Annotated in this window: 16 protein-coding genes and 1 pseudogene; 4 read left to right on the top strand and 13 right to left on the bottom strand. The window is 71.4% G+C overall.

Annotated features, from left to right (window positions below; all coding sequences use genetic code 11):
* Nucleotides 1–2,465, top strand: a 2,465-nt coding sequence (locus BLQ49_RS28635; protein ID WP_143012372.1) for an autotransporter outer membrane beta-barrel domain-containing protein, incomplete at its 5' end; no start/stop codon positions are given.
* Between the two features lie 18 nt (nt 2,466–2,483).
* Here the strand turns inward: BLQ49_RS28635 and BLQ49_RS28630 are convergent.
* From BLQ49_RS28630 to BLQ49_RS28615, 5 genes are all read right to left on the bottom strand, one after another.
* Nucleotides 2,484–2,849: a response regulator gene (locus tag BLQ49_RS28630; protein WP_091723041.1), complete on the bottom strand. Its 366-nt coding sequence runs from the start codon at nt 2,847–2,849 to the stop codon at nt 2,484–2,486.
* Nucleotides 2,846–4,282, bottom strand: a complete 1,437-nt coding sequence (locus BLQ49_RS28625; RefSeq protein ID WP_244507807.1) for a sensor histidine kinase — start codon at nt 4,280–4,282, stop codon at nt 2,846–2,848. Before BLQ49_RS28625 ends, BLQ49_RS28630 begins: the two co-directional genes overlap by 4 nt.
* 216 nt (nt 4,283–4,498) lie before the next feature.
* Nucleotides 4,499–4,657, bottom strand: a complete 159-nt coding sequence (locus tag BLQ49_RS29985) for a hypothetical protein (protein WP_167627826.1) — start codon at nt 4,655–4,657, stop codon at nt 4,499–4,501.
* A 234-nt stretch (nt 4,658–4,891) separates the two neighbouring features.
* Nucleotides 4,892–5,113, bottom strand: a complete 222-nt coding sequence (locus tag BLQ49_RS28620; RefSeq protein WP_091723035.1) for a hypothetical protein — start codon at nt 5,111–5,113, stop codon at nt 4,892–4,894.
* A gap of 69 nt (nt 5,114–5,182) precedes the next feature.
* Nucleotides 5,183–5,680 carry a DUF3016 domain-containing protein gene (locus tag BLQ49_RS28615; RefSeq protein ID WP_091723033.1) on the bottom strand — a complete coding sequence of 166 codons (498 nt, stop codon included), beginning with the start codon at nt 5,678–5,680 and terminating at the stop codon, nt 5,183–5,185.
* A 226-nt stretch (nt 5,681–5,906) separates the two neighbouring features.
* On the opposite strand from BLQ49_RS28615, the gene BLQ49_RS30685 reads away from it, so the two are divergent.
* Nucleotides 5,907–6,035 carry a hypothetical protein gene (locus BLQ49_RS30685; RefSeq protein ID WP_280141009.1) on the top strand — a complete coding sequence of 43 codons (129 nt, stop codon included), beginning with the start codon at nt 5,907–5,909 and terminating at the stop codon, nt 6,033–6,035.
* A gap of 9 nt (nt 6,036–6,044) precedes the next feature.
* Here BLQ49_RS30685 and BLQ49_RS28610 read toward each other — a convergent pair whose 3' ends face one another.
* Together BLQ49_RS28610 and BLQ49_RS28605 are read right to left on the bottom strand one after the other, a co-directional pair.
* Entirely contained in the window at nt 6,045–6,323 is a 279-nt protein-coding gene (locus tag BLQ49_RS28610) for an adenylosuccinate synthase (RefSeq protein WP_091723031.1), read from the bottom strand.
* A gap of 35 nt (nt 6,324–6,358) precedes the next feature.
* The gene (locus BLQ49_RS28605; RefSeq protein WP_091723028.1) at nt 6,359–6,607 is read right to left on the bottom strand and encodes a DUF6894 family protein; all 249 of its coding nucleotides are present in this window, start codon (nt 6,605–6,607) and stop codon (nt 6,359–6,361) included.
* 176 nt (nt 6,608–6,783) lie between these two features.
* On the opposite strand from BLQ49_RS28605, the gene BLQ49_RS28600 reads away from it, so the two are divergent.
* Nucleotides 6,784–7,026 (top strand): hypothetical protein, encoded by a 243-nt coding sequence (locus BLQ49_RS28600; protein WP_342028228.1) that lies wholly within the window; start codon nt 6,784–6,786, stop codon nt 7,024–7,026.
* A 355-nt stretch (nt 7,027–7,381) separates the two neighbouring features.
* Here the strand turns inward: BLQ49_RS28600 and BLQ49_RS28595 are convergent, their stop codons facing one another.
* From BLQ49_RS28595 to BLQ49_RS28575, 6 genes are all read right to left on the bottom strand, one after another.
* Complete coding sequence (locus BLQ49_RS28595) at nt 7,382–7,840, bottom strand: Ros/MucR family transcriptional regulator (protein ID WP_091723025.1); 459 nt, start codon at nt 7,838–7,840, stop codon at nt 7,382–7,384.
* A gap of 255 nt (nt 7,841–8,095) precedes the next feature.
* Nucleotides 8,096–8,731 (bottom strand): hypothetical protein, encoded by a 636-nt coding sequence (locus BLQ49_RS28590; protein WP_091723023.1) that lies wholly within the window; start codon nt 8,729–8,731, stop codon nt 8,096–8,098.
* A 39-nt stretch (nt 8,732–8,770) separates the two neighbouring features.
* Nucleotides 8,771–9,151: a hypothetical protein gene (locus BLQ49_RS28585; RefSeq protein WP_091723046.1), complete on the bottom strand. Its 381-nt coding sequence runs from the start codon at nt 9,149–9,151 to the stop codon at nt 8,771–8,773.
* 187 nt (nt 9,152–9,338) lie between these two features.
* Nucleotides 9,339–9,563 (bottom strand): hypothetical protein, encoded by a 225-nt coding sequence (locus tag BLQ49_RS28580; RefSeq protein ID WP_091723020.1) that lies wholly within the window; start codon nt 9,561–9,563, stop codon nt 9,339–9,341.
* A 270-nt stretch (nt 9,564–9,833) separates the two neighbouring features.
* On the bottom strand, nt 9,834–9,983 hold the full coding sequence (locus BLQ49_RS29980; protein WP_167627825.1) for a hypothetical protein: 150 nt from the start codon (nt 9,981–9,983) through the stop codon (nt 9,834–9,836).
* Nucleotides 9,984–10,091: 108 nt separating this feature from the next.
* Complete coding sequence (locus BLQ49_RS28575; RefSeq protein WP_244507805.1) at nt 10,092–10,592, bottom strand: GAF domain-containing protein; 501 nt, start codon at nt 10,590–10,592, stop codon at nt 10,092–10,094.
* Nucleotides 10,593–11,025: 433 nt separating this feature from the next.
* Here BLQ49_RS28575 and BLQ49_RS28570 point away from each other — a divergent pair.
* Nucleotides 11,026–11,444 (top strand): annotated as a pseudogene (locus tag BLQ49_RS28570) (porin family protein); the annotation flags it as partial.

Here is an 11,444-nt window from a genome sequence, read left to right as displayed (position 1 = left end):
GCGGCATCCTGGCCACCAGCGGCACCATCTCCGGCGGCCTGAGCAACGCCGGGCTGGTCCAGAACACCGGCGCGATCGCGGGCGGCGTGTCGAACAGCGGCACACTGGCCACCTCCGGCACGATCGCGGGCGGGCTCACCAACACCGGCACGATGCTCGCCAGCGCCGGCCGCATCGACGGTGCCATCGCCAACAAGGCCGGCACCGTCACGGTCGCCGGGGCGGTGGCCAGCGACGGCACCTTCGCCAACGCCGCCGGTGCGACCCTCGCGGTCTCCGGCACGGGCGCCTACAGCCTCGCAGGCCCCCTCACCAATGCCGGCGCCGTCACGGTCGCGCAGAATGCCAGCCTCACCGCGCCCGCCGGCCTGAGCAATGCCGGGCTCGTCGCCAGCGACGGCGTCCTCACCACCGACCTCACCAACTCCGGCACCGCCCGCCTCTCCGGCCAGCTCAACGGCGCGCTCACCAACACCGGCAGCCTCCTCTTCACCGGGCCGCTCGCCGGGCTCACCAGCCTGACCAATGCCGGCCCGCTCGACCTCGGCGGCACCGCCCTCACCCTCGCCAGCCTGGCCGGCACCGCCTCCGGCGTGATCGGCAACGGCGCCCTCACGGTCAGCGGATCGACCGATTCGACCTATGCCGGCGCCATCCTGGAGAGCACCAGCCCGACCCGCCTGACCAAGGCCGGATCCGGCACCCTCAAGCTCACCGGCACCGGCCGCTTCTCCGGACCGACCACGATCCAGGCCGGCACGCTCTCGCTCAACGGCCTCTGGGCCTCGCCGGTGACGGTCGCGGCCGCAGGCACCCTGCGCGGCATCGGCACGGTCGCAGGCCCCGTCACCGTGGCGGGCGCCCTGCGGCCGGGCAACTCGCCGGGCACGCTCACGGTCCTCGGCCCGGTCGCCTTCGCGTCCGGCAGCCTGTTCGGCCTCGACATCGACGGAATCGGCACCGGCACCGGCGCGGGCCGCTACGCCCGCCTGCTGGCGCTAGGTCCGAGCGGTGCGGTCGCGGCCAACGGCACCCTGGCGCCGGTGCTGCGCGGCATCACCGGCGACGCCACCAACGCCTACACCCCGGCGCTCGGCCAGCGCTTCGGCGTGCTGACCGCCCAAGCCGGGCTGACCGGCGCGTTCACCGGGCTGGCCCAGCCGACGGCGGGGCTGGCCGCCGGCACCCGGTTCGATGCGCTCTACCGCGCCACCGGCCTCGACCTCGTGGTCACGCCCGCCGCCTACGGCAACCTCGCCGGGCTCGGGCTCACCCAGACCGGCAACGCGCAGGCCGTGGGCGCAGCGCTCGACGCCGCCCGCCCGGCCGCGGGCACGCGGCCGGACCCGGATCGGGCGCGGGTGTTCGACGCGCTCTACGCGGCGGGTCCGGCCACGCTGCCGGGGGGGCTGGCGAGCCTGTCGGGCCAGGCCTACGGCGACGCCGTGATGGCCGATCTCGCCGCGCGCCGGCTGGTGACCGACACGATCGACCGGCACCTGCGCGGCCAGGGCGGCGGGGCGGCTTCGCTCAGCGCGGGCGATCCGGGGCTCGGCCCGAACCGCTCGGCGCTGCAGATGCGCGGCGCGGCGGGCGCGCCGGACCAGCCGCTGGCGTCCGGCGAGGGCCGGGTCTGGGCGGAGGCGCTGTACGGGTTCGGCGCCCGCGCGAGCGACCGCGCGGCGGGCGGGGCGGCTCTCGACGCGGGTGGTCTGGTGCTCGGCGTCGACCGGCAGGTCGCATCGGGCCACGGGGCCGACACGCTGGTGGGCGGCGCGTTCAGCTACCTGCGCGAGACCGGCACTGGGCGAGGCCAGGGCTTCGGGCTCGGGCGGAGCGCGGCCGACAGCTACGGCGGCACGCTGTATGCCAGCACGCGGCTGGGTGCCGTGATCCTGCGCGGCACGGCGGGCCTGTCCTACGCGGACGGCCGGATCGACCGGACGGTGGCTCTGGGCACGGGCGTGTCGCGGGCGAGCGGACTGGCCTCGGGCTGGGACGCGGGGGTGTCGGGCTTTGCCGGGTACGCGCTGGCGACCGGCCTGCCGGTCGAGCTCGTGCCGGAGGTGGGCGTCAGCTACGACCGCCTGACCCGGGCGCGGGTGGCGGAGCGGGGCGGTCTGGCGAGCCAGAGCTTCGCCACCGCCGGCCTCGACGGTGCGCGCGTGCTTGTGGGCGGGCGTCTGGCGAGCCTGGAGGTCGAAGGCACGGCGGGCCTGCGCCTGGAGGGCCGGGCCTACTGGGCGCATGAGCTCGCTGACACGTTCGCGACGGTGCGCTCGAGCCTGTTCGGGGTGCCGTTCGCGACGCGCACCAGCGCGCTGGGACGGGACGGGGCGGTGCTCGGTGTGAGCCTGACCGGTCCGGTGGCCGAAGGCGTGCTGCTGTCGCTGAGCTACACCGGCGACGTGCGGCCCGGCGCCAACGCTCAAGTCGTCTCGGCCGGCCTCCAGGCCCGCTGGTGAGGGCACGGAGGCGGCGCGTCAGCCGAACAGCGCCCGCGCCACGACCCGTGGGTCGATCGGCTTCTGGCAGAGGGGCACGGCCCCGTGGGGCGGCGGTACCACGGCCGCGTCGTAGCCGGTGGCGAAGAGGAACGGCACCCCGCGGGCGTGCAGCGCGTCGGCCACGGGGAAGACGAGCTCGTCCTGCAGGTTGATGTCGAGCACGGCCGCGTCGATCGCGGCCGTGTCGGCGATCAGCGCCAGCGCCTCGTCCACGCTGGGCACGGGGCCGAGCACCTCGGCGCCGCCCTCCTCGAACCACACCTTGAGGTCGATGGCGATGAAGTAATCGTCCTCGACCAGCAGCACCCGTCTGCCGGTCAGCGCCGCCGCGGACGAATTCATGGCAGGCTCCCTGCGGTTTCTCCTTCGGGAAGGGGAATGTTGATCGTACACTGGAGCGTCGTCTCGCTTAAGGCATAGCAGGTCCTGGCCTTCAGCGCGTAGGGCAGCGCCCGCTCGATGAGCTCGCGCCCGTAGCCGCCCCTTGGGACCGGGGTCCCGGTCTCCGCCGGGCGGACCAGACCCTCCTCGACCCAGCTCATCAGCAACCGGCGCCCCTCCTCGGATTCGCAGATCCGCCACGTCACGCTCAGGCGACCTTCCGGCGTGGTGAAGGCGCCGTATTTCAGGGCGTTGGTCGCCAGCTCGTGCAGGGCGAGCGCGAAGGTCTGCACCGTTGCCTTGCGCAGGCAAACCGCCGGTCCCTCGAGCCAGACGCGCGTCTGCGTGGCCGGAGCGTCGAGGGCGACGAGTTCCGTCTCGATCAGTGCGCGCAGCGTGATCGGCTCCTGATCCGAGCGGGACAGCAGGCCTTGCACGCGCGAGAGCGCCGACAGCCGGTCATTGAACCGCTCCTTGAAGAGCTCGCCCGGCCCGGTCAGCGCCATGGTCTGCTTGGCGATGGAGCGCACGACCCCCAGCAGGTTGCGGGTGCGATGCTGCAATTCGGCGACCATCACCTGCTGCCGCTCGTGAAGCTGGCGCAGGTCGTCGATATCGGTGGAGGTGCCGAGCCACTCGACGATCCGCCCCTCTCCGTCGCGCACCGCCGCCGCCCGGGTCTGGAACCAGCGGTACCGCTTCGCGGGTGCGTTGCAGAGCCGGTGCTCGTAGGCGAGATGCCCGCTGGCCGAGGCCTCCTGCCAAGCCGCCCGGGCGCCCGCGACGTCATCGGGATGGACCGCGTCCAGCCAGCCCCAGCCGAGGCTGGTGCCGCTGTCCTGGCCCGTATAGGTAACCCATTGCGGGCTCGCCCAGATGCAGGCCCCGTCGATGGCGGCGCGCCAGATGAGCTGCGGGATCCCCTGGGCGAGGGTGCGGAACAGCGCCTCGCTCTCGCGCAGGCGCTGTTCGGCCAGCACCCGCTCGGTGCTTTCCACCACGATGGCGATGACGCCCGCGGGCTGCCCGCCCTCGTCGAAGACCGGCGAGTAGTCGAGGTTCATCCAGACCTGCTCGGGCCGGCCGTAGCGATGCAGGGTGAGTTCCTGGTCGCGGTAGGACAAGGTCCCCCCGGCCAGGCCGACGCGCATGACGTGGTCGTTGAAATCGGCCACCTCCGGCCAGCCCTCGCGCACCTTGGAGCCGAGGAGCTGCGGGTGGCGCCCGCCCGCGAAGCCCGAATAGGCATCGTTGTAGATCATGATGCCGTCCGCGCCCCAGAGGAGCACGATCGGCACCGGTGAGAGCAGCAGGGTGCTGACTGCGAAGATCAGGCTCTGGGGCCAGTCGGCGATCGGGCCCAGCGGCGTGCGCGCCCAGTCGTAGGTCCGCACCAAGTCGCCGAGTTCGCCGCAGCCGACCGGGAGCGTCGAGGCTCCGCCCTTCCGGGGCGGGACGCTCGAAGCCTCGGGGCGGGCGGGCGCGGGACTGGCGGAGATGGGGGGCGGTTCCACGCTCTGCATGGGGGGATGAGTTCGGCTGCCGGGCCGATCCCGGCCGCGAGGATTACAACAGGGTTGCCCGCCGTGGTAGAGGCCGGCTTGGCGGCTTCAGGCCGCGGCGAGCCGACGCACGACCGTATCGCCCCTGTCGATCGCCTCCACGGCGTGGCTTAGCCGCGCTGCGTCGTCCGTGCACCCGAGGGCTTTCCAGAGGCGCTGGGTGCAGACGGCGGCCGAGCCGCAACAGGGCAGGCCGGCACGCGACATCCGCCGATTCCTGGCGATGATCCTCCGCCCGGGATCCCGATGGAGACCTTCCGGGCCGTCGCCGGACCTTCCCCACGGGAGGCCGCGCCTCGGTTCCGCCGCGGCCGACGGAGAGACGATCCCCGGGCGTAGCGACCCGATGCCCACATCGAGCCGCGCCGCCATCCTGATGACGGGTCTGGCGGCTGTCGGTCTTCGGCGTGCGCCCTCGCCCCCGGCCCGGCAGAGGGCGTCCTAGCCGCCCCGGTAGCCGGTCCCGCCGTCACCCGCCGGGTTCTCGGCCCCGGGCGCCGCGTCGGTCTGCGCCTCGAAGGCGCCCATGTCGCCGGGTTCGGACTGGCCCGGCGAGCGGGGCCCCTGCGGCGCCTTCGCCACCGGTTCGGGGGGATAGGTGCGGGCGCCCGGCGGATCCTCGGCCAGCACCGTCTGGGCAGTGTTCGGGTCGGGGGCGGACATGGTGGGCTCCGGGCACAGGGCGGTTGCTCTGAAGAAGGGGCGCAGGACCGACCGGTTCCCCGGCGTCGCTCAGCGCGCTGCCGTGTCCGGAAAGCGGCGGGCGAACCAGTCGCGCAGGATCGCCCGCTCGTAATACAGGCCGCCGCTCGAGAAGCGCGGGTTGGCGGTCAGCAGGACGTTGGGGTCCGTCACCGTATCCTCGCCCTGCGCGACGGTGCGCTTGCCCCGGCGCAGCGCGTAGGACAGGCGGATCCGCGGCGGCGTGGCGTCGGTCACGACCCGCAGGCCCGTCGGGGTGGCGAAGCCCGGGCGCTCGAAGCCCGCAAGGTCGATATCACGGACGGTGATGTCGAGAATCTCCCCCGGCCGGAGGCGCGGCGCGGCCAGGTCCTGGAAGATCCGGGTCAACGCGGCGAGGGTGGCGGGGAGCGTCTGCCCGGAGCCGAACCGGTTCTCGGCATCGGTGAAGCGCTCCGGCGCGGCATAGTGCACCCGTACCTCGGCGGCGGCCGGCCCGGCGGCCAGCAGCGCCGCGACGGCCAAGCTTCCTACGATGCGCCCGCCCATGTTGAGGCCCTCCCGCCCGTGCCGCCCGGATCCGCCGGCCCGCTCTGGGGGAAGAACCACGGGGGCGGCGGGGTGTTTCCGGCCGCCGAGTCCCGCTCCCGTCCCGGCGGGGCTGCGACCCGATGGCCCGCCCGGTTTCAGGCCACGTCCATAGTCTCGCCGTGTTCCAGGCGCCCCCTGGCGAGGTCGGCCCCACGGGGCAGCCCGATCCCGGGAGAACGACCCCATGATGAACTCCTTTCTGGCCCTCCTGACGGTCGTCGCGGTCCTGGCGGCCCGGGCGCTGTTCAAGCTGCCGCTCCTGCCGTTCCGCCTCGTCGCGCGCCTGCTGCGCAGCCGGCCGGCTACCGCCTGAGCGGGCGGATCACTCTGCCGCCTCGATGGTGAAGACCATCCCGCGGCCCGGGCCGTGGTCGGAATAGTCGACGAGCGACAAGCCGCGCTCGGCCAGCGTCGCCTCCACGGTCTCCCGCTCCTTGCGGACCATCTGGCCGACCGCGAGCGGCGTCAGCCGCGGGCTCGCCTGCCGCAGCCGGTCCACCCCGATGTGCGCCGGCAGGCTGTCCGCCTCGGCGATCCGGGCGAGGGCGAGACCCAGGTCCCGCGCCTTCGTCTCTGCGGCGGATTTGGGCTTGAAGGCCATTCTGCTCATCCTTCCCGTTTCAAAGTTGCGTCCGCTCAGGCGGCCCGCGCGTCGACATCCACGTCCGGGAAGGCCCGGATCCAGATCCGCCGCCCCCGCGCGTCGTAGACCTCGACCTGCCAGCGCGACCAATCGAACCGCTCGACCACCCGCTCCATCAAGGCCAGCGCCACACGCTCGGCCTGGATCCGCATCTGCGCGGTGTTCGGCAGCCGGCAGCCGCCGAGATCGGTCACCAGCTCGTGGCCGTCCGTGCAGTGGAAGCGGTAAAGCCGCATCGGCATTGATGTTTTCCTGATCCATCCACAGTGTTCCACTGCGATCTGGAACCGCGCCGGGCGAAGGGTTGAACCATCCCCACCCATGCGCTTTGTTCATGGAATGTTCTAGCCGGATCGGAGCCACAATGCACGCGGATCCTGAGGGGATGCCTGTGGAGATTCGTCCTCACGAGGCGGAGGTGATCGCCTTCGCCTATCACCGGGCGGCCCGGGGCGATGCGTGGGCGGCGCTCGTGGCCGCGATTTCAGACGCCCTTGCCGATCTCGAGGCGGCGGAGTTGCGCGTCGCCCGGCAGGCTCGGCTGATCTCCTGGGGCTATGCCCGCGGCCAGACGGGGGCTGACACGATATCCATGATCGCGTGCCCGGATCGGCCGCTGCACGCACTGTCTGACCCCGAGATCGGTGAGGCCATCGTCTGAGAGCCCGTTCGGTCCCTCGGAGACTCGATCACGCTCCCCTCCACCACTGTGGAGGCGCAAGTCTCGGCCCTCCCTTCCGAGGTTGCCGCGCAGCAGCCTCGGAAGGGAGGGTGAGGACGCCAAAGTCCGGATGGAACCGGGCCCGAAACGGGTCCGCTTGCGAGGGGGGACGACCCCGCCGTCGCAGGCGGCAACACATGTCGGGAGCCTGCACTGTGCGTCACCCTCCTCGACTGAGGGGGAGGGCGCGTCGGGAGGCTGGATCGCCAGTCCCGTCAATGGGACGAGGATCGCAAGCGCAATATCGGAATCGGGTGGTCCCTGCGGAGGATACGGGGGCCACCGTCCGGCCGCCTCAGCGGCTCTTCCGTTCGCGCTCGGCCATGGCGCCGGGCTGGCCCAGCCCGATTGCCTTGGCCAGCGCGGAGCGCTGCTCGGCATAGGCGGGGGCGACCATCGGGTAATCGGCCGGCAGGCCGTAGCGGTCCCGGTAGGCCCGCGGGTCGAGCCCGTGGCTGGTCAGGTGGCGCTTGAGCGTCTTGTAGGTCTTGCCGTCGATGAAGCTGACGATCCCGTCGGGCCGGACCGACTTGCGGATCTGGGCGGCGCTCGGCCGGTCGATCTCGGCGGGCGCGGCCGTGCCGGTCTCCGCCGACAGGGTGCCCGAGACGAGGCCGGCAATCGCCCCATGGACCCGCGCGATCAGCGCCGGAAGCTCCGCGGCCGGAACCGGGTTGTTCGACACATAGGCGGCAACGAGTTCGGCGGTGATCCCTGCGAAGGTATCGGCTGCCTCTTCGGTTGTGTCGTTCATGAAGGCTCCTTGGGATTGTGCATCTTCTCCCTTATTGTTTGAAGCCTCCAACGGTTTAAACGAAGTAAATTTAGGAAAAGGACTTCGCCAATAAGCTCCTTTCTTCCTCCCGCGTCTGGCCAGCGCGATGCGGCAGTCCGCTTCGTCCTTTGCGGATGGCTCCTCAAGAACCATGCCCGGCCGCATTGCGACCGGGCATGATTCTCAGGCTCGCGGTTTGACGCGCGCTGGTTCTTCCCAAGCCAGTCCGGCCGGTCAGAGGTCGGTGGTGGTGGGATAGGTTCGGACCCGCCCGCGCTCCCCGGCCGTCCCGGCAAGGCCGGTGCTCGGCTCGGGCGCCGTCCAGCCCTCGGCACGCCACGCGCCGGCCTTCTCGTCGAGATCGACCGCGCCGTGCCGCTCGAGGATCGTCGTCACCGTCGGGGCCAAGGCCGCGCGGGCCGGGTCGAGGCGGATCGTGACGAGCGTTCCACCCCGTCGCACGCCTTCGCCGTAGGCATGCGCATCGCCCTCGCTGACTCCGGCGCCCGCCAGGGCCCCGGTGAGACCACCCGCGGCGGCGCCGATGCCGGCGCCCGTCAGGGTTGCCACGAGCCAGCCGGCGGCCACCACCGGTCCGACCCCAGGGATCGCGATCAGGCCCAGGCCGGCCAGGAGACCCGCAGCGCCGCCCGCCACGGTCCCGAGGGTCGCACCCGCGCCGGTGCCATCCTTGGCCTTCTCCCGGGTGTCGGCCGATCCGCTGCCGAGACGGTCGGTATGGCGGTCACCGTCATTGTTGCTCACGAGGCTGACCTCGTCGTGCGGGACTCCGCTGCCCTCGATCTCGCTGACGGCGGCGCTCGCGTCCTCGTAGCGGTCGTAGAGGGCTGTGATGGTTTGCTGAGCCATGATCTGTCTCCTGAAAGGGGCGGGCGCGGTGTCGTCGGCTTACTGCGCCGACACGTTGCCTTTGAAATCGAGGCCGACCTGTACGGTCTGGCCGCCATGCGTGGCGGTGCCGCGCCAGATGCCGTCCGAGTCCTTTTTGAGGTCCCGGGCATCCATGAAGCCGGCCTTCGCCAGGCGCGAACGGGCCTCGCCCTCGGTGAAGCTGTTCGCACCCTTCTCGAGTCGAACGGCGCCACCCATGCCCGCGCCGGTACCGTCCGGCGTCATCTTGTCGGTGTTCGGTCGTGTGACGCTCTCCTGACCGCCCGATTGCTGGCTCGTCTTGGCGTCGGGGGCGGCCGGCTTGCCCGTGACTGTGGTCTGGGCGACAGCGCTCGATCCGAGCAGGGCAACAAGGACGAGGGCGAGGGGCGTACGCATGATGGACTCCGTCAATCGTTTCGGAACCGTCAATCCGCCAACACAGCCACACGTTCCCAACTTCAATACTTTGTGTCGGAAAGATAAATAGCCGCCTTGCTATGAGGACTGCTCTACGGACACGCCGAACATCATCTGCCGCGGGTCCGGCACACGCCAGGACCCTGACCGGGCGGTCCCGGACGTCTCAGCCCGCGCCGTGGCCACCCTTGCGGTTGTCCGGCCGGGCGGGAGCCGGACGGGTATCGTAGCCGCCGGTCTCCGGTACCTCCTGGGATTCGGGGGTGACGGGGCCGGGCGCATGCGGACCGCTGCCGCCCGCCGTAGGATCGACCTCCCCGGTCCGCCGGTCCGGCCGCCCCGGTGGCACTGTCCCGAAGGCCTCGCGTGCTGCGTCGACATCCTGTCCCATGCGCCCTCCTGACGAACCGACGGCCGATTGGTGAGGGTCAAAGGCCGTGGACCGGCGCATGTTCCCGGAAATCCGGATCTCCGGCCGGTGGGTTCGACCGCGGACCTGATCCGCGGCGTGGCGCGCCACACCAAAAGGACCACACGCGCGACCGTCCGGCATCCGCGGCGCTCTCCACCGAAGCGAGCCTTGGTCAGGCGCGCGAGCGCGCGCCGAGACGCGAGGGTGGAACCACGCGCGATCGCGGCGCGATCGGGCGCGGCCCTCGCATCATTTGCGCGCGCCGGTGGGATTGGGCGTCGCGGAGGTATCGGGCGATACGGCCGGGCTCACGGGGGTGACCTTCGACCACGTCGCCGCGATGAGGATGATGGCGATCAGCAGCGCCGCGAAGATGCCGACTAGGAGAAAGCGCTTCATGAGAGGGGCTTGGACCATCCTGCTGAGCCGTGGAGGCCAGGGAACCGCCGAGGTGGCCGATCGATCCCCGACCCGATCCGGGACCATCGTCGCAGGCGGCCTTGGCCCTCACGACCCGGCGGACGGCGCAGGTTCCCGGAGGACGCCTGCACCGGCGAGGAGACACACCCGTGCGAGGGCCGCAGCCGCCTGCTGGGCCAGCGCCTCGAGCCGGCAGATGGTCGCATCATCCGGGATGACGGAGGCGCACCAATAGGCGCCGAGCGCCGCGACTGGTTGAGCCGCGCCGATCGGAACCATCACGAGGCTGCGCATCGAGGTTGTGCGATAGGCCATCATGGGCACCCGCGGATCGGATTCTATGTCGGGCACGACAGCGGTCTGGCCGTTCAGCATGCACCAGCCTGAGATGCACGCCGCAACCGGGAACCGGCGCCCACGCCACAGCGGCTCGATCGCGTCCTCCGCCGCGTAGAAGACGGTGTCGCCCTCGCGCAAGACCACCGAGATTCCATCGGAGCCGACGATCTGCCGCGCGGTGCTCTGGAGGACGGATACGACCTCCTCCAGCGATGCGGCGGCCTCCAAGGAGCCAGTGGCCGCCGCCATGCCCGGTTCCGGGCGGAAATGCGTGTCAGCCATGGGATTGAAATAGTGAACCGGCCGCCCCGGATCCATAGCGTGACCGGGCCGCAACGGCGAGCTGTCCCGATATGCGTGTCATCAATCCCGGCATGGACAACTTGCAATAGATTTGCGCCGGGCCGCTTCCCGTTAAAGCCCGGAAGCGGCGCGACGCTGCCGTAAGATCGCTCGATCCGGTGGGCCGACAGAGTATAAAGGCCGCGCATCGCGATAGAGATCCTTTAATAGTTCCTCATCGGCCGATCACATCCATGCGATGATGTGCTCTAGCGCACCTTACTGCTGTGGGGCTCGGAGCGTGCGGGCGGGCTGTTGCAGCGATGCACTATCGCGTCGCCTCAACCTGTCGTCCTTGTCGCGCCGCACACATCCCGTCCAACGGGAGACAGAGGACCAGATGATCAAGAAGCTTCTTCTCGCGACTGCCGCCACGGCTCTCCTCACCGGCGCCGCCTCGGCCGCCGACCTGCCGCGCCGCGCCGCGCCGCCGCCCGTGTTCACCCCCGTGCCGGTGTTCACCTGGTCGGGCGCCTACTTCGGTATCAACGCCGGCTACGCCTTCGACGCCTCCAGCCGCTCCAACGGCAACAGCTTCGGCGTGCCCTTCCCCTACGCCGCCCCCGGCACCGTCGCCACCTTCCGCAACAGCAGCCAGGACGGCTTCTCCGGCGGTGGCCAGATCGGCTACAACTTCCAGCTGACCCCGGGCAACGGCGTGGTGTTCGGCATCGAGGCCGACGCCCAGTACCTCGACTTCGGCCGCAACCGGAACAACGCCTTCATCAGCGGCGCCGTCGCTCCAGGCTACTACGTCAC

The sequence above is a fragment of the Methylobacterium phyllostachyos genome, from assembly GCF_900103445.1.
GTDB classification, from domain to species: domain Bacteria; phylum Pseudomonadota; class Alphaproteobacteria; order Rhizobiales; family Beijerinckiaceae; genus Methylobacterium; species Methylobacterium phyllostachyos.
Note: the sequence above shows the minus strand (reverse complement) of the source record. Positions and strands in the feature narration are given on the sequence as shown.

What these genes read in the sequence shown, in the direction of transcription:
- BLQ49_RS29980 (WP_167627825.1), bottom strand. Translation starts at nt 9,983, where the DNA reads ATGAAGCGCTTTCTCCTAGTCGGCATCTTCGCGGCGCTGCTGATCGCC.
- BLQ49_RS28585 (WP_091723046.1), bottom strand. Translation starts at nt 9,151, where the DNA reads ATGCGTACGCCCCTCGCCCTCGTCCTTGTTGCCCTGCTCGGATCGAGC.
- BLQ49_RS28595 (WP_091723025.1), bottom strand. Translation starts at nt 7,840, where the DNA reads ATGAACGACACAACCGAAGAGGCAGCCGATACCTTCGCAGGGATCACC.
- BLQ49_RS28580 (WP_091723020.1), bottom strand. Translation starts at nt 9,563, where the DNA reads ATGGGACAGGATGTCGACGCAGCACGCGAGGCCTTCGGGACAGTGCCA.
- BLQ49_RS28590 (WP_091723023.1), bottom strand. Translation starts at nt 8,731, where the DNA reads ATGGCTCAGCAAACCATCACAGCCCTCTACGACCGCTACGAGGACGCG.
- BLQ49_RS29985 (WP_167627826.1), bottom strand. Translation starts at nt 4,657, where the DNA reads ATGTCGCGTGCCGGCCTGCCCTGTTGCGGCTCGGCCGCCGTCTGCACC.
- BLQ49_RS28615 (WP_091723033.1), bottom strand. Translation starts at nt 5,680, where the DNA reads ATGGGCGGGCGCATCGTAGGAAGCTTGGCCGTCGCGGCGCTGCTGGCC.
- BLQ49_RS28605 (WP_091723028.1), bottom strand. Translation starts at nt 6,607, where the DNA reads ATGCCGATGCGGCTTTACCGCTTCCACTGCACGGACGGCCACGAGCTG.
- BLQ49_RS28575 (WP_244507805.1), bottom strand. Translation starts at nt 10,592, where the DNA reads ATGGCGGCGGCCACTGGCTCCTTGGAGGCCGCCGCATCGCTGGAGGAG.
- BLQ49_RS28620 (WP_091723035.1), bottom strand. Translation starts at nt 5,113, where the DNA reads ATGTCCGCCCCCGACCCGAACACTGCCCAGACGGTGCTGGCCGAGGAT.
- BLQ49_RS30685 (WP_280141009.1), top strand. Translation starts at nt 5,907, where the DNA reads ATGATGAACTCCTTTCTGGCCCTCCTGACGGTCGTCGCGGTCCTGGCG.
- BLQ49_RS28610 (WP_091723031.1), bottom strand. Translation starts at nt 6,323, where the DNA reads ATGGCCTTCAAGCCCAAATCCGCCGCAGAGACGAAGGCGCGGGACCTG.
- BLQ49_RS28630 (WP_091723041.1), bottom strand. Translation starts at nt 2,849, where the DNA reads ATGAATTCGTCCGCGGCGGCGCTGACCGGCAGACGGGTGCTGCTGGTC.